Below are 15,427 nucleotides of genomic sequence, written 5' to 3'. Positions count from 1 at the left end.
AAGTAGATCCCGTCAATGCTATCGAAGCTAGCGTTGATATTTCAGCAGGTCAGGGGGTCGTCGCCACAACTATGCCACGAGGCACCGTCACGCGAAACGCATCCCTCCAACCAGATCGCATCTGCCTAGGCGTGGCGGAACCCGGCGAATCAGAGCAGGCCGGCTTCGAGTCTTCACCGCTCGACATGCTGCCCGAGCGGATCTCGCCCCGGATCAACCGAGCACGATTCTCGAGCTAGCCGCACTTCGCTAGCTAGGCTAGCGTCCCTATCTCGGTGAGCGAGAACTGCTACTTTCGCCAGCGGCCTTAGTGCAACGGTCGCTTCACCGCTAGCTACTACTTCACTCCTAGCAGCGGTAGGCAGTCGAGCAATCAACGCTCGCTTAGCTAGTCGCGATAGCTGGAATAGCGTTACTTTGCTACCTAGTCTCCCTAGCAACGCCAGGTAGCCTTTCTAGCATCCACTGTGGGGTTACGTCGCTTTCCCAATGAGCGCACATTCGCTGGGCAGCGCGTCGCAGGAATTCCCCGGTTCAGAAGGAATCGGCAGGACGCGTGAATCGGGTGTGCTCACAGCCGACGGTTCATGGCAGTAATCGGCGGGCGAGTTGTTCGGCGTTGAGTTGCCGAATGCCGTCGTCGACGGCCTGGCGGTCGGTGAGGTCGACGCCTCGCTCGGCAAGCGCTGCGGCCACCTGTTTGGCCGGGCCCCAGGCTTTTTCATCGTCGAACGCGTCATGGAACTCGGGTAGGAAGGTGTCGACAGCATCAACGACGAGGCTGATCCACTGGCGGTCGATCCCCTGTTGCGTCAGCGCGAAGGTCAGCCATCGGCGCAACACGAAGGGCAGCGCGTTGCGTTGGTCGGCGTCGAGGACTGCTTTGCGGGGAAGCCAATCTGTAAGCAGAAGCATCACCTCGCCCGGGCTCCAGCACAGCGGTCCGGCGCCGATGTAGCCGTCGCCGTAGTCCAGGAACAGTTCCGCCAGCGACCGGCTCACCTCGTCGTCGCTTCCGATATCGGTGAGGAAGTCCTCGACCAGTTGGCGGCGCCTTTGCTCGGGTAGTCCGGCGTGTTCGGGCCATTCTGGCAGGTAGTCCCGGCAGCGGGACCATGCCAGCGCCCGGTGATCGCAAAAGTCCTCGTCGTCGGTGCGGGGCCAGGTCATGTCGGTGGTGCGCAACGCGTGCGCGAGATCAGCGAGCACCTCGGCGACCGGGGCCGACTGGAGTGGCATTGGTGCCTCATTGGGCTCGCGTAGCTGGTCCCACGTGGTGGCTGCGCCGGGATCCAGGAGAGCGAGCTTGTCGATCATCAGCCCGCCGACCTGGTAAATATGTGCCATCAATGTGTGTGGGTGGGGTCCGTCGTAGTCGATGAACAGGACCCGTTCGCTGTCGTACACGTCGACCGCGCGCCACGCCGCGGTCGGAGTCCACGCCTCGACGGTGTGCCAGGCTGGCAGCGGTTGGGTTTCGGCCAAGATGTCGAGGGTGTCGGTCAGCATGGAAAGGTCGGCCGCAGGTGCGACCCGCGCGAGCGCGTCGATCGCGGCCAGTGAGTGCGGAGACGGTGTGGTGCATGCTCTCCCGGTGACCTGCATACACAGTTGATGCTCGGGCTCGCGTTCGGTCACTGCCGCCGTCGACCACGCCTCGCCGAGCCAGCCGCTGGCCCAGGTCTCGGCGGTGAGTACGTCGTCGATTTCGAGGAGTTGCCGGGCGTCGCGCAGCAGAAGATCGGCGGGGTGGAGTTGCCGGGGAGCACGGCGGACGGGTCGGCTTTTGCCGACCTTGCGGCGGCCTCGGCTCTTGGGCATATTCGCAGTCCACCACAGACACCGATCAAGGCGCCATCGCGACGCGCCGTCCGGTGAGAGATTCAGGCGATGACCGTATCTGCCGTCACGTGACAGAAGCCGTAGGTAGTCTAGGTATCAACGCTCGCCTAACTATTCGAGGTCGCTAGAGTCGCCTAGCAATGCTAGCTCGCATTGCTAGCAACGTCAGGTTGGGTTACGTAGCTTCCGGACAGCCAAGAGGGGTAGGCCGCACCGCACTTGAGAGGGCCAACTTCGACAGCCAGGCATACGAAGGCCCTCTCGGAACTGCTGTTGGACAGGTGCGTCAACGGAGCAGAGTCTGCCGATGGTCGGGAATCATGTTGTGGCCCGGATGGTGACGTTCTTGCGGGCCGGACCGCGAACCTCAACTGCGGTGTCCACTACTGCACGTGCTTCATCGGAAAGCGCGAGAATCGCGTGATCTCTAGCTTGGACCGTGGCCTCGTCGTAGGCGTGGACGACGACATTGTCGTCGGCCCACACAGTGGAGTGGTCGCATGCTCTGATGAATGCGTGATTGTGAGCTACAACCCTGCACCGGTCGAAGGCAGTAACTGTCGCGTGGGTGTAGGCCCAGACATGAACTTGCCCTGTGACTTCCACGGTCGTTGCGTCGGTGGCAACGATGTGCGCGGTCGCGGGTAGTGGTGAGTCGAGATGAATCCGTGCTTGCGATCCAGCGGTAAATCTTAGGGTCCACTCGTCGCCGGCCGATGCGAATGTTTTGTCGTCGAGTTCGATTAGCTGACCTGCAGTGTCAACTACGACTGTTTTGGCGCCGTTGCGGAGGCGTTCGCGGATCGAGTCTGCGTTGCGGCTGATGTGGTGGGGCGCCTGGACTCGGCTGACATAGACCCGTGGGTGGCGGTGGGTCGATCGGGACGCGGTGTTCTTCTTACCCACGAGCGCACTCCGTTCTGTGCGAGTCGGCAACGATGATTCTCGCAGTATATGGCCGAGACTCGTTGATGACTGGTACCTCGGTCGGCGCGGTGGTGATCGTCCGCGGTCGGTCCGACCAGCGTCGCCGTATGTGCAGGGTGAGCCCAGGATCGATGGGCATGGTCAGGCCGCCTGCTTTTGGGGTACCAGGGCGGCGCGGATCTGTTCCATGAAAGCTTTCCGGTGCTCAGGCGAGGCCGCTGCGCGACGGGCCCGTTCGCGTTCGGCGTCACGCTCAGCGCGGCGCTGTGCGCTGTGCGCAGCCTCCGCGACGCGTCGCTCGCTGGGGGAGGGGCCCGACCAGTCGATTCTGGACAAACGCCAGGTCAGATATCCGACCGGTGTGCGAACCGTGTTCGGCCAGAGCTCACCTCGCGAGACGGTGTCAGCGGTCAAAGCTTGGGCGATATCCCGTCCTGTCCAGCGGGTTGTGTCGATTCCTGCACGATCGATGACGTCGCACACGGCTCCGATGTGGCCGTTGGGTGCGATGACTGGAGCTGCGGCGACCAGGGCCGAGGCGGCTCGTTGGAGATTTAGTGGGCGTGGGTTCGTCTGATTCGGGGATGAGGGTTGCTTCGCGCGCGCGCATGCGCGTTTGGTGATTACTTCTCTACAAGAGATCCCCTTCGGGGAAAAACCACTCAAAGATAGGGGGTCACGGTCGCGGGCTTGAGGATTGGGATTCGAACCCGCCGGGGTGGTGTGGCGAGCGTGCTTCGCCGCGCGGTGTGACCGGCGGTGGGAGCTGCGCTTTTTTGGTTGTGGGGGAGAGGGAGTGGCTGCGACGAGGTCAGGTGGGGAGGAAAGAGCCCATACGCTGGCAGCGCGGTGCTGACGCCCACCGTGGTGGACTTCTGCGGCTTGGAATTCACGCGTAGTCAGGGTGCGGCCCCGTACCAGCTCGAAGCCGAGGTGTAGTGCTTTCAGCACGCGGCGACCTCGTTTGACCACCGACTCGGACACACCGGCGCGGGCGGCGAGGTTTTGGACTGTGGCAGTAACGCGGCGCCCAGTTTTCGAGTCGGCCGACGACGCGTGCGCGGCAGCGATGGCGACCATACTTTCGACGCCGATCCTGTGTCGGGCGGCTGCGGCGCGGCCGGCGGCGGTCTTGGTGACTGCGTACCGGACTTGTCGCATCCATCCGTCGCGGCTTGTCCAGATCGGGATGCTTGCTTCTTGGCCGGGGTTGATGGGCAGCGTCCAGGATTTTCCGCGCTGATCGGTGTCCGTATTGAGTCGTCGTAGCTCGTCGATCCACGGGGTCTGAAGTGGTTGCGTTGCTGGTTGTGTAGCGGTTTGTGGAACCGGCGAGTTGTGTGATTTATCCCACGACACGCCGAGATCGGAATGTTGAACCGTGGAAAGGGCGTCAGGGTATGCGTTACCCTGAGACGTACCTCGTAGCACAGGTAGTCCCTTCGGGGATGCAGTACCGAGTCGAAGAGGCTGCTCACTTCTTCCACTCACCTCAGGGAATGACCGTCCTGCCAGACGATCGCCCTAGACGGGAGGACCTGCCAGTCCTCCCAGCGGGATTCATTGACTAAACCCACCCCCGCCCGGGGGTCCCTTTGGGTGGTACCGCTGCTCTTGAATTAGCTATCGAGTTAGTTCCGATGCGCTATTCGCCAGGCCCACCGCCCTCCTCAGCTAGAAGGGCCGGTGCGCGCACAAGCGGCACCGGAAGTCGCAGCTCAGAACCCGCAGATTCCGTCGCGTAATGGGCGCCCTGGTAAGCCAACACGGGGGTAGCGCCGTCGCAGTGTTCTTGAGCGTGAGGGAGCGCCGTAGCCGGCATGTGGTCTCGTTGAGACAGACACGTAACTGACTGGAGATTCGCAGGCGGGCCAGAGTTGCGGCCGTGCGTTATCATCGAGTAAGCACCGCCTCTTCCTTTCGAGGTAGTGGTGGTCAGGGAGCTGGTAAGGTCCCGAAATTTCATAGACGGACAACCCCCGACGCCGCCAAGCCCTGGGGGTTGTTCCGTGTTTAGGTGTCGTTCATGCGCCCATCGCCAACTGCTCGATGCGATGCAGCGACCCCGCAGCTTCGACTTCAAGTAGCCGGAGCTGTTCCGGTTGAAGTTTCTCGCTGATGTAATCCGGGATGTCCAGTCCGTGCGTGATGGCGAGAATAAGCACGGAGTAGTCGCCAGCAGGGATGCCGAGTTCGGCTGCCCGACTCTCGTAAACCTTGTGGTGTCTGAGGGGCGCGCGGGTAGCGATCTGCCCACGGGGCCCCTTGTTGTGCTGTGCCATGAGCAAACCCTAGATCGAACCTGTAACCGATACGGGTAACCGGCGCTCTTCGGTGTGTCGCATGTGACTGAAGTGGTCATCGAAGGTGACTGCCTCTCGTGAAGGATTCGGCGTATCAGGACTGAACGGACTTGGCCGCGGGTTTCAGCGACCCCGCTTCTAGTGAGGGCGCGACAAGATTGGGGTGATCGGGACCGATTTGCCCTGCTCTGAAGCGCGCTGAATCTGTACTGCTACGCGGGATGTCGGTGGAGAAGTAGACGGGCGAGCGAAGCGACCTCACGGATCTGTTCAATGGAAGCCGTTTCAGGGTTCGTCACGACCAAGTCGACGACATCGGCAAGCTTCTCTCGGGCGCCCACACTCAGGGTCAGCGCCTCAGTCGAGATCACCAGAGGACATTCGGCGAGAAGTTGCTCGGAAAGCACGGTAGGTGTCGCCACGCCGTCCGCAATGTTCCTGGCGCAGATGACATCCTGCATCGGGACGAGTTCCCACCGGCGCCCGAGGAAGTCGACAGCACTGACGGTCGTCACGCTGCGACTCCTGTCGCCGAACCCTGAAAACGGGCCTCCCAGGCATCGATAGCGGCGTTGATGCGGGCCTCCGCGACTTCGGAGGGTTGGGTGGCGAGTTGGGCCCAGAACGCGCAGGAGACGGTCTCGGCACCGCTGAACTCGATGCCGGCCAGGTAGTCGTAGGCGTCGATAGCGGAATCCGACACTGCAGCCCAGGCGTAGTCGGCGGCCTCGGATCGTGCGCGGCCACCTTTGATTGCGGCAAGGCGATCGATGGTCTGCCAGCGTGCCGTGAGTGCGCGGACCGCAACCTTTGTGGCATCAGTTGTGGGACCGAGAGCCGTCGCCCGGCACAGTCCGGCCACGGCGTGCGCGGCCGCCGGGGTGAAGCCCGGGATAGTGACAAGCCCCCACCGCGGGTTGGCGTAAAGGTCTGCGAACCAGTTCCAGCGGATCTCCGCTGGCCCTTCGGTGGCGGGAGTCATTGCATGTCCGTTGGCCATCAGATAGACCTGATCGACGAGTGACGTCATGCTGCGACCTCGCGAATTCTGGCGGCACGTGATTGGCCTCGTCGAGATGATGCGGCGGGGCGGTCGGTGCGGGCACTGTGGCCGCGGCGGATCGCATAGTCGTCGAGTTCGGCGCGGGTGACGGCTCGTCCGGTGGTGGTGAAGAGCAGGGCCGCGACGATCTGCTCGCGGGGCCGCTGGCTGAGATCGAGTTGAGTGTTCAGTTCCTCTCTGCACTTCCTGAGGAGCGGGCAGGCCGAGCAGATATCCATGGCCTTACGCCAGGATGAGAGATCGATGCCCGTCACCGTCCAGCCTGACCCCTTGCCGGCGCAGAGACCATGAGCGGGGGAGGAGCTTGGGGTGATGTGTACCAGCCGGCGGGACTCAAGCACGTCACGAATGCGGCGATACGTCGGGCAGAACCGAACAGTCGCCGAATACAAGAAACCGCAGCGGCGGCAACGATGATCACCAGTGTGCTCGTCGGCCAACCGAAACAGCTCCCTGTCGGAGTGGTCGGCGAGCGCTCGAATGTGAGCCGATCGGGTGCCGCGGCCGGCGAGGACACGAAGTGCGCGAGCGGCTGCGGAGCAGAGCGGCCGGCCCGGAGTTTGGGTGTGCCCACATCCGGAGCACTGTCCGTTAATGCGTCTGTGAACGGCGAGAACATGCTGTGGATCAGTATCGACGGTGGTAGGAGCTAGGCGCGTAGCAGACGCGCCAACTATCGTGGTCATCGCAGAGCACTCATTTCTGCATTTGCAGTGACGGGCGGCAACCCGTCACTGCACGGCTTTTCCGGCTGTATCGGTCAGCTGGACTGGCATCGTGTTCGGTCCCCCGGCTGCTGCAAACCGCTGGGGGGACCACTCTCATCTCGAGGACCCCTCTCTTGAGTTGCCGCTGGTCGGTAGTTTGAGGGCATTCTGTGCGAGTGCGTCGAACAGGCCGAAACCCGAGCGGACCGTCATGCCGCCCCGTTCTCGAAGAGCGAGAGCTGCCGCGCCGGAGCCGGAGTAGCAGCAGGGGCCGGGATTGGTGCCCGGGGCTTTTGCTGCTTCTTCTTCGTCCGCCCCCGGGCAACTGCGAACGCATCAACCCCAGCGGCTTCGACCTCGCGGCCGGTGACGGTGAACAGGCGTCCGGCCATGATCTGCTCGCGGACCTTCACACCGGAAGCGAGCCTGTCCTCCAGTTGCGTCTCACACTGCGCGAGCAGCGGGCACACCGAGCAGGCCGCCATCGCACGCTTCCACACCGCGGCCTTTGTGCTGGTGACGGTCCAACCGGAGCCCTTACCTGCGCACAGCCCCTGACCTGTGTGGGGCTGGGTCACGGGTGCCTTGCCGCGAGTCTCGAGTTCGGCGGTGATCCGCCGCGACGTCGGGCATAGACGCACCTGACCGGCGTAGACGAACCCGCACCGCCGGCACCGGCCCTCGCCGGTGTGCTCGCGCGTCATCGCGCGGAGCCGACCGGTCGTGTAGTGGCCCAGAGACAGGTCCTGGGGCCGGAGGGCGCCCGTGGACAGCTCGCGCAGAGCGCCAGCGACGGACGGGCACAGCGGGCGGGCAGGGGTGTAGACGAACCCACATGCCGTGCAGGCCGTGTGGTCATGGTTCGGACGGTGTTTGGCCAGGGTCTCGCGGCGAGGGCCGTCGGTCACGCGATCGTGCCCGTCGACCTTCTCCCGACCAGCATGAGAACTTGCAGTCGCTAGGCGTAGAGCACCAGCACCATCTAACGTGTTCATTTGCAGGCTCCGATCTGCATTCGAGGCCGCGGGCCGCTAACCCGCTGGTCTCATGGCTTGTCCGACTGAGCTAACAGTCGACTTGCTGCTCTGGATGGTCCCCCGGCTGCGCTAACAGCCGGGGGATCGTTCACTTCTGACTGACATTCCCCCACATCTCCTGGCATCTATTCATACTTGTTTAATCACATTCAGATGTGCGCATCGTATCGAGAGGACTGCACAGTGTCTAGCGATGATGACTTCTCTAGGAGGACTCGGTCTGTGAGCCGACGTGTTATGCGCGGGTTCAGTCCCGTGTCTCTGCGCGAAGCGCGGCGTACCGCGGGTATATCCCAAATGGAAGCGGCCCGTGTCGCACGCATAGGAGCGGACACGATTCGACGATGGGAGCAAGGGGAAACCTCTCCGCAGGTTGACCTGCTCGCCAAGGTCGTCGAAGCGCTGGGGGTCGAGATTGCCGATGTCGTATACATTCCGGCAGATGAGCGTTACCCGGGGGATTGGCGGGTGCTCCTGGGGCTTACGCAACCCCAGCTCGGGGCGAAGGCGGGCGTAGCCACGCAGATCGTCAGCAGTGTCGAACGTGGAGTCATCTCGTTGTCTGGCAACGTCGCTGCGAAGCTCTCCGATGCGCTCGGAATTACAGAGAGTGAGCTGCGAGCAAGCTACGAGCGGGTGCGAACCCGCGCCGCCGGCGCTCCTGCATAGCCCTCGGGCGTCGCGGATGCGAAGAGAACGGTTCGAGTCGTACGGTGCGTGGGTGTTGGCGACCGTGGTGGTGCAGTAAGCGATGTGAGTGTTCATTCGACGCACAAGCTGGTGTGAGCACCGCAATGGTCGGCGCGATTGAGCGGGGGGAAGCTCGCTTGGCCGATGAGGTGGCGGCGAGGCTCTGTTCGGTCCTGGGGGATTGCGACGGATGCGCTTCGTGCTGCCCACAAGCGTGCGCGAGACCTGTGAGCCCGGCACGCCGGCGTAGCCACAAGGCTCCTCTGGTGACAGCGGGCGAGTTCCAGTCATGACGACCTTGCGGTCGACCCGCAGTGCTCGCAACGAAGGCCGGAGGTGCGCCGACGGTTCGGCGCCCGGCCCAGGTGGATTTCCTGGACGCATGATGGCCACCGTATCGGAATAAAATCGGGAAAACAAAGACCATGTGTCGGTTAATTTGCGGGTTGCAAACGGTCGTGGCGCACAACCTGGGGGTTGACGCCTGTACTATCCCTGGTCATGGGTGATGTTCTGAGCAGTCCCGAGATCGTACGGCTGGGCACGTTCATGTCCGCGCGCCGTGAGGAGCTGGCTCTGACGAAGGAGCAAGTTGCTGAGCGTGGTGGCCCCAGTCCGAAGAGCTTCACCCGTATTGAGCGGGGCCTGAAGCCGCGCCCGACGGGTACGACGTTGGCGAAGATCGACCAGGGGCTCGATTGGGCGCCCGGCAGTGCAGCGTCGGTGCTCGCCGGCGGCACACCGAGCGAGAGGCCCGCCTACACCCAGGACGACATCGAGCGGCACGCCCGCCTGGTCGCGGAGCTGCAACGCACCGGTGTGACGAGTGTGGCCGCTCGGGGGATCAAGGCTGGGGCTGACGGAACTCAGTTCGGTCCGGATGCGGTTGAGGCGCTGCTGGAGCTTCTGGAGCGGATGCCCGATGGCCCTCGCCGATCCGATCGGCCATCTTCCTAGCCTTCAGCCAGTGCTCGGCAATCCGTGACGGATCCACATCCGCGGGCGGCGTTCGGTCAGTAACTTCACGTTCTTCGCCTGCTGCTATCGCTCGCGTAGTCAACACCAGTTCGACGGCATACCGTCCTAGGTACCCGCCTCGCTTCTTCGTATGCACCGAGTCGGGTAGGGGTTCGATTCGAGGGGTGAGCTCGAGCAGCGCGTCGGCGATCTCGACCTTCATGCGGTGCAGCTCTTCCTCAGCGTCGAACTCGGAATCTTCCAATGTGAGCACAACATCGCGGATGGCCCCCGTGCAGTCCTCGTACATCGGCCGCAGAAGCTGAACCTCACGCTCGATCCACCACCGCTGAAGAGCGTCTTTCAGGCTCGGAAGGAACGACAACAGCACCACGAGAACAAAGGGCAGCATGAACAGGCCGTGCACGCGCGAGATGGTGGCCGACGCCAGTTCCCTGCTGGCCGTGCCGCGCGCCATCATGACGGCGCCGAATGCGATGCTCGCAACACTGACGGCACCAATCAGCCCACACGCCAGAATCGCCCCGACTCCGAGCCAGTCCCTCATGCCCTCCGTTCGCTTGACCTGGCACGCGAACACCCACAGAGCGACGGCGCACAGCGCGATCGGCACGAGCGCGTAGGTGACGAAGTAGGCCGCGAACCTCCAGTCGGGGCTCTGGTACATCTCCCGTCCGCTCGCGACGCTGGGGTAGCTGAGCGCCAGCAGCACCGCGACGATCGCGGCCGGCATCGCGTAGAACCCGAGACCTATTCGGCGCGTGCCGTCCTCCTCCGGCCGATCCAACTGGAGCACGAGGGCGATCAGGACGAAACAGGTGTAGATGAAGATCGCGTGCCACAGATCGGTGAGTTGGGGAGCGCCCCCAGGGAGCACATGACTGACGAGCAGCGCGACGGTGGGATCGCACAGGACAACAACGAAGCCGGCTGCTGCGGCCGCGCGATTGCTGGTCCGGTCGAACGGAAGGTCGTTCACCAGCAGTAGCCGAAGGCCGATGATCGCGACCATGAGGACGTAGCCAGCGTCCCATAGGAGGTCCGACACGGGGCGGTACGGCGAGGGCACGATGACGGCGACGAGCGCGAAGACCGCCAACAGGATGGTGCTCACCTGCGCAACTCGCCGAGGACCGTCCCCGTCGGAGAGTCGACGTAGCCGGAAGTGCGCGGGTCTGTGAATGCTTCTCAAAACAACCTGAACGCCGCGGGCCGCTCACGCGCAGCACGGAGGTCGGGCTTCATCACCAGCAGCGTGCCGAACACCTCGGCCTCGAATTCGTTCCGAGTGCCGAACCGGGGCTTGGCATCCGGGATCGAGAACATCGAGTTCACGCGTGCGAGCGCCCTCGCCGTCACATCGCGCGGGATGTCGATCCCCAACAGCTGGCTGGCGAACTCGTGCGCGTCGAAGTGCTCGGTCTCGATCGGTGCTTCCAGGTGGTCGAGCACGATGTGACCGAGTTCGTGGCCGACATTCTGCTTCTTCTGCGCGAGCGAATTCGTCGGCCGCAGGTAGATCGTGTCGACACCGAAGTTGCGTACGGTCATCCCGCATGCCGTCGCACCGCCTTGCGCCGCATAGACGGCCGGGTCCATCGTCTCGACGACGATCCTGCGGCCGGTCACCCGGCTCGCGGCGGCGATCGCCTCGCTGACCGACCATTTCCGTGAAAGCCCGAGACTGGCGACCACAGGCAACAGCTGCCCACGCACGCCTGTATCCGCGCGCGCCGGTACTTTACTGCGCATCAAGCACCCCCGATGCGATGTGATGAAACCGCAGCCCTCCGAACTGGCGGTTCTGGACCCGATGAAGTCTAGCCCTGCGAACGAACTGAAGCGGTCGGGGCTCATACACTTACACTGCAACGACCTGCTCGGCCAGCCCGTTGTTCGGATGACGAGCGCTCCACCCCGACCGAAGGAGCCACCGATGGGTGTCCTACGCCCGCCCCATCCGCCGAAGCGAGTGCCGTTGATCGGCGACATCATCGGTCTGGACCCCGTCAAGCCAATGCAGAACACCGCCCGGATTCTCGGCGAGATCGGCCCGATCTACCAGCGGCGGATCCTCGGCATGCGGCTGACCTTCGTTGGCGGCGCGGACATCGCCGACGAGGCAAACGACGACGCGACCTGGCAGAAGGCCGTGCCGCGGCCGCTTCAGCTGTTGCGCCCGATCGCCGAGGACGGCCTGTTCACCGCGTACAACGACGAGCCGAACTGGCACAAGGCCCACGCGATCCTCGCGCCGGCGTTCACCCAGTCGTCGATGCGCTCGTACCACGACACGATGGTCCAGGTCGTCGACGAGATGTGCAGTGCGTGGGACGGGGCCTCCGGGGACGTCGATGTTGCGGCCGAGATGACCAAGCTCGCCCTGGAGACGATCGGCCGCTGCGGATTCGGCTACCGGTTCGACTCGTTCGGCCGCAGCGAGGTCGACCCGTTCCTGCCCGCGCTAAAGGACATGCTCGAATACGTTCAGGCCCAGGGCGTCCCGGTCCCGGGCCGCAAGGTCGTCGACGCCCTGACCGGGCGAACCCGCCAGCACCAGCGCAACGTCGACTACATGTTCAAGGTCGTCGACGACGTCATCGCCGACCGGCAGGCCAACCCGCACGACGAGCCGCGCGACCTGCTCGATCTCATGCTCACCACGAAGGACCCGGAGACGGGCGAGCAGCTCGACGCCCGCAACGTCCGCAACCAGATCCTGACCTTCCTCGTCGCCGGTCACGAGACCACCGCCTCGGCACTGTCCTTCGCGCTGTACCTGCTGGCCACCCACCCGGACGAGGCGGCGAAGGCGCGCGCCGAGGTCGACGAGCTGTGGTCGACGGACGCCGCGGTGCGGTTCGAGGAGGTCGCGAAGCTGCGGACCGTGCGCCGGGTGATCGACGAGACGATGCGGCTGTGGCCGGCCTCGCCCGGCTACTTCCGTGAGGCCAAACAGGACACCGTGCTCGATGGCCGTTACCCGTTCAAGCAGGGGGAGTGGTTGATGGTGGTCCTGCAACAGGTACACCGCGATCCGGCAGTGTGGGGCGACGACGCCGACCAGTTCCGGCCGGACCGCTTCCAGTCGGAGGAGGTTCGGGCGCGGCCCGGCCACGGGTACAAGCCGTTCGGCACCGGCCTCCGCGCCTGCATCGGTCGGCAGTTCGCCTACCACGAGATGATCCTGGCGCTCGCCACGATCCTGCACCGCTACGACTTCGCTGCCGACCCCGACTACACGCTCGACATCGCGGAGCAGATGACGCTCAAGCCGGCCGGGTTCCGGCTCTCGATCACTCGGCGGGCTGGAGCAGACGCGTCGGCTCCAGCCCCGGCGAAGTAGCCGCCGGACCCCGCCGGCCCCGAACACCGAGCGCGACGCTTGCCCCGAGCAGCGCTGCCCCGAGGACGCCTGCGCCGATCGGTCCGTAGACCATGCCCCACTGGATCATCCGTCGATACTGCGTCGCCATGTCGACCTGTTCTGCCCGCGTTGCTTCGTCGAATCCGGTGGTCATCGCGAGGAACGGCATCAGGTACTGGTCGTCGGACGTGCGCCCCCATGCCTGCCGCACGCTCTCGCGGCCGTCGAGTACCAGGCCGGTCACGGGCTCGACCCACAGGTCGCGAACTGTGCTGTAGATCCGGTGCATGGTCACCGGTTCCGGGGTGTCCATTCCCCACGTGGTGCCGGGCAGCGTGAGTTCCGTGCCCGGGGCGCCGAGCGCGTTGATCGTGTCCGACGGTCCGACCGTCTGGCTGAAGTGATAGACCGGCATGCCCTCGATCTCGGTCTCGTCGACGAAGTCGAGGGGGAAGCTCTCGCGCATGTTCAGGTCGAAGTAGGAGTAGCTCTTCTTCTCCACTCCGAACGGGAACTTGTACTGAAGCCCTTCCCTCGGCACCTCGACAGCCGACTCGGTCGGACTGGTCTGGATCGTCGCGACATCACCGGTCGGCATCCCGGTGGCCCGGTCCACCGAGACCCGGTCGATGCTGGCGCTGAGCAGGCCCGAGTCACCGCTCTTGTCGGTCCGGCGGATCGTCAATCCGGCCTCGATCGTCGCCATCTCCGAGTCGACCGGATCCTGCACCGTCACATGGCGCTGCGCGATGACCGGAACACCGGTCTCGACCTTCGGACGACCCATCGCCAGCGCGACCGAGTCGACGACCGTCGCCTCGGCAGTGGAAATCGTTGTGACAGCCAGGTCCAGGGGCAGCTTCTTGATCCGAGGGGCTGCGTAGGTCGGGACCAACACGGCAATGGTGAGAAGGAAGACGCCCACCCCTACGAGCACGCTCGGTAGGACGGTACGGAAGCGGGACTGCATTGAAACCTCGGATCATTGCTCTGCTGCGGTGTTGTCGCCAAGTACTCGTCGACCGGCAGCGGATAGTTCAGTTGACCTGCAAGATGACACGTCCCCTGTAGGGCGTGGGTGCGGCATCTACTGCGCTCCGCGGAGTTCGGCGTATGCGGCTTGGGCCTTGGGTAGGGCGGCTCCGTACTCGGTGGCTGCGGTCTCACCCTTCTTGTAGAAGTGCTCCTTCTCGTTGTACCCACGTGGATCTGCCTGCTGTACCGCGAGGGCGTAGGCAGCCGGGTCGTCGGCGCTGGCGGTGACGGTGGCGGTGGCGGCGTTGTCCATGAATGTGTTGGTGGCGGCGACGACTACCTCAGCGGAGTCGGCCGGAAGGTTGTACTTGAGCCGCCAGCCGTAGATGTCCCGGATGTCCGTTGCCGGCGGGGACATCCGCAGTCCGGATTGCCAGCCCGTCTCGGCTTCGCTGGACACGAGAGCAGCGATTGCCTGTTCTGGTGTGCCGCCGCGTTCCTCCACTGTCTCGACGATCGTTGTAGATGAGCGGCGCAGCCGGTTGGCGATGAACTCGTCGGTGCCGAACACAGACACCGTCGTGGACACTATCGGTGCACTGGCGGGGGTGGTGGTCGTCGACTCATCGCTGCTGCATGCGGTCAGGACGACGGCGAGAAATGCGGGGATCAGGACTGCGGCAACGTTCTTGCGAGTCACGGGGTCCTCCGGGTCAGTAGCGTATGTCGTCGATGAGCCAGTGGTCGCCCTCGCGGACAACGGTGACCCACACCGTGGTGTCAGGTTTGACCGTATCGGTTTTGCTGCCGGCGACCGCGGTCTGCTTGATGGTGGCCACGCGGTGGACGGCGGTGTCGGTGTCCTCGGGGCAGCCGGAGCATTCGACGCTGACGTCGGCGATGACCTTTGCCTGCTGCTGCGCCCACTCGTCCCACTGCACGCCAGGCCCGCGCTCGGTGCGGGCATCGATGATCATGCGGTCGGCGAGCTTGCCGGTCAGCCAGTTTCGGGCCCGCCCATATGCGTCGTTCTGGGTGGTGTCGGTGGCCGGGTACCAGGTGAACGCCACGGTCAGACCCTGTCGAGCGGCCTCTTCAGCGTCGCGGGAGGCAGTCGGCAGATCGGCGGTCTCGACATCGGCCAGCGGCATGGCCGGCGTGGTCGTGGGCGCGCGGGTGGTCGTCGACGCCGCCACGCTCGCCGAGTCCTCGTCATCGTTGGTTCGGGAGAGATACGTGTAGGCCAGGAATCCGATGACAGCGACCACCAGAACCACGATGACGAGCTTTCGCGCCCTCACATCATTCTCCCTCCCAGTGGCCGAATTTGGCCATTCACCACGATAAATGACACGTCCCCCGTACTCCGAATGGGTGGTCCGGAGCGGGGATACGACATCGATCACGGCAGCTCATGGTGCATCGTGCGGCGGAGGCGAAACACCCGACAAGGGTGGGGCGGGAGGAGAATTCCTCCCCGTGACCCGCTCGGTAAATTTCGCAAGCTAGTCGGGAGTGCCGTACAATCTGCGCAGATT

At 64.2% G+C, this 15,427-nt stretch carries 15 protein-coding genes; 3 read left to right on the top strand and 12 right to left on the bottom strand.

Going from position 1 to position 15,427, the window contains the following annotated elements:
* Positions 1–585: 585 nt before the first annotated feature.
* The 7 genes from ACFWAY_RS22515 to ACFWAY_RS22485 all read right to left on the bottom strand — a co-directional run bounded on the left by ACFWAY_RS22515 (position 586) and on the right by ACFWAY_RS22485 (position 7,750).
* Positions 586–1,821 (bottom strand): hypothetical protein, encoded by a 1,236-nt coding sequence (locus tag ACFWAY_RS22515; protein WP_378512218.1) that lies wholly within the window; start codon positions 1,819–1,821, stop codon positions 586–588.
* A 339-nt stretch (positions 1,822–2,160) separates the two neighbouring features.
* On the bottom strand, positions 2,161–2,748 hold the full coding sequence (locus tag ACFWAY_RS22510) for a hypothetical protein (RefSeq protein ID WP_378512217.1): 588 nt from the start codon (positions 2,746–2,748) through the stop codon (positions 2,161–2,163).
* A 2,045-nt stretch (positions 2,749–4,793) separates the two neighbouring features.
* Entirely contained in the window at positions 4,794–5,051 is a 258-nt protein-coding gene (locus tag ACFWAY_RS22505) for a hypothetical protein (RefSeq protein WP_378457244.1), read from the bottom strand.
* Between the two features lie 233 nt (positions 5,052–5,284).
* Positions 5,285–5,587, bottom strand: a complete 303-nt coding sequence (locus tag ACFWAY_RS22500; RefSeq protein WP_378512216.1) for a hypothetical protein — start codon at positions 5,585–5,587, stop codon at positions 5,285–5,287.
* On the bottom strand, positions 5,584–6,102 hold the full coding sequence (locus ACFWAY_RS22495; protein ID WP_378512215.1) for a hypothetical protein: 519 nt from the start codon (positions 6,100–6,102) through the stop codon (positions 5,584–5,586). The genes ACFWAY_RS22500 and ACFWAY_RS22495 overlap by 4 nt, the downstream gene beginning before the upstream one ends.
* Positions 6,099–6,575 carry a hypothetical protein gene (locus tag ACFWAY_RS22490; RefSeq protein WP_378512214.1) on the bottom strand — a complete coding sequence of 159 codons (477 nt, stop codon included), beginning with the start codon at positions 6,573–6,575 and terminating at the stop codon, positions 6,099–6,101. Before ACFWAY_RS22490 ends, ACFWAY_RS22495 begins: the two co-directional genes overlap by 4 nt.
* A gap of 476 nt (positions 6,576–7,051) precedes the next feature.
* Entirely contained in the window at positions 7,052–7,750 is a 699-nt protein-coding gene (locus ACFWAY_RS22485) for a hypothetical protein (protein ID WP_378512213.1), read from the bottom strand.
* A gap of 366 nt (positions 7,751–8,116) precedes the next feature.
* Between ACFWAY_RS22485 and ACFWAY_RS22480 the strand changes: the two genes are divergently transcribed.
* Positions 8,117–8,548 (top strand): helix-turn-helix domain-containing protein, encoded by a 432-nt coding sequence (locus ACFWAY_RS22480; protein ID WP_378512279.1) that lies wholly within the window; start codon positions 8,117–8,119, stop codon positions 8,546–8,548.
* Positions 8,549–9,070: 522 nt separating this feature from the next.
* Positions 9,071–9,526 (top strand): helix-turn-helix domain-containing protein, encoded by a 456-nt coding sequence (locus tag ACFWAY_RS22475; RefSeq protein WP_378457249.1) that lies wholly within the window; start codon positions 9,071–9,073, stop codon positions 9,524–9,526.
* Here the strand turns inward: ACFWAY_RS22475 and ACFWAY_RS22470 are convergent.
* A complete protein-coding gene (locus tag ACFWAY_RS22470) occupies positions 9,414–10,661 on the bottom strand; it encodes a DUF6545 domain-containing protein (protein WP_378512212.1) in 1,248 nt (415 codons plus the stop codon). The genes ACFWAY_RS22475 and ACFWAY_RS22470 overlap by 113 nt on opposite strands.
* A 74-nt stretch (positions 10,662–10,735) precedes the next feature.
* Positions 10,736–11,404: an ImmA/IrrE family metallo-endopeptidase gene (locus tag ACFWAY_RS22465; RefSeq protein ID WP_378512211.1), complete on the bottom strand. Its 669-nt coding sequence runs from the start codon at positions 11,402–11,404 to the stop codon at positions 10,736–10,738.
* A gap of 79 nt (positions 11,405–11,483) precedes the next feature.
* On the opposite strand from ACFWAY_RS22465, the gene ACFWAY_RS22460 reads away from it, so the two are divergent.
* Positions 11,484–12,893: a cytochrome P450 gene (locus ACFWAY_RS22460; RefSeq protein ID WP_378512210.1), complete on the top strand. Its 1,410-nt coding sequence runs from the start codon at positions 11,484–11,486 to the stop codon at positions 12,891–12,893.
* On the opposite strand, the gene ACFWAY_RS22455 is transcribed toward ACFWAY_RS22460, so the two are convergent.
* The 3 genes from ACFWAY_RS22455 to ACFWAY_RS22445 form a co-directional block, all read right to left on the bottom strand.
* Positions 12,844–13,884 (bottom strand): DUF3068 domain-containing protein, encoded by a 1,041-nt coding sequence (locus tag ACFWAY_RS22455; RefSeq protein ID WP_378512209.1) that lies wholly within the window; start codon positions 13,882–13,884, stop codon positions 12,844–12,846. The genes ACFWAY_RS22460 and ACFWAY_RS22455 overlap by 50 nt on opposite strands.
* Positions 13,885–14,001: 117 nt before the next feature.
* Positions 14,002–14,589: a hypothetical protein gene (locus ACFWAY_RS22450; RefSeq protein WP_378512208.1), complete on the bottom strand. Its 588-nt coding sequence runs from the start codon at positions 14,587–14,589 to the stop codon at positions 14,002–14,004.
* A gap of 13 nt (positions 14,590–14,602) precedes the next feature.
* The gene (locus ACFWAY_RS22445) at positions 14,603–15,190 is read right to left on the bottom strand and encodes a hypothetical protein (protein WP_378512207.1); all 588 of its coding nucleotides are present in this window, start codon (positions 15,188–15,190) and stop codon (positions 14,603–14,605) included.
* Positions 15,191–15,427 lie beyond the last annotated feature (237 nt).

Origin of the sequence: Rhodococcus sp. NPDC059968 (assembly GCF_042738615.1) — a bacterium.
Classification (GTDB): domain Bacteria; phylum Actinomycetota; class Actinomycetes; order Mycobacteriales; family Mycobacteriaceae; genus Rhodococcus_F.
The sequence above is the reverse complement of the archived record's forward strand: the minus strand, read 5'-3'. Positions and strand labels throughout refer to the sequence as shown.

Excerpts from the sequence above, each read along its gene's own strand:
- ACFWAY_RS22515 (WP_378512218.1), bottom strand. The coding sequence starts at position 1,821 with ATGCCCAAGAGCCGAGGCCGCCGCAAGGTCGGCAAAAGCCGACCCGTC.
- ACFWAY_RS22505 (WP_378457244.1), bottom strand. The coding sequence starts at position 5,051 with ATGGCACAGCACAACAAGGGGCCCCGTGGGCAGATCGCTACCCGCGCG.
- ACFWAY_RS22495 (WP_378512215.1), bottom strand. The coding sequence starts at position 6,102 with ATGACGTCACTCGTCGATCAGGTCTATCTGATGGCCAACGGACATGCA.
- ACFWAY_RS22480 (WP_378512279.1), top strand. The coding sequence starts at position 8,117 with ATGCGCGGGTTCAGTCCCGTGTCTCTGCGCGAAGCGCGGCGTACCGCG.
- ACFWAY_RS22475 (WP_378457249.1), top strand. The coding sequence starts at position 9,071 with ATGGGTGATGTTCTGAGCAGTCCCGAGATCGTACGGCTGGGCACGTTC.
- ACFWAY_RS22465 (WP_378512211.1), bottom strand. The coding sequence starts at position 11,404 with ATGAGCCCCGACCGCTTCAGTTCGTTCGCAGGGCTAGACTTCATCGGG.
- ACFWAY_RS22460 (WP_378512210.1), top strand. The coding sequence starts at position 11,484 with ATGGGTGTCCTACGCCCGCCCCATCCGCCGAAGCGAGTGCCGTTGATC.
- ACFWAY_RS22455 (WP_378512209.1), bottom strand. The coding sequence starts at position 13,884 with ATGCAGTCCCGCTTCCGTACCGTCCTACCGAGCGTGCTCGTAGGGGTG.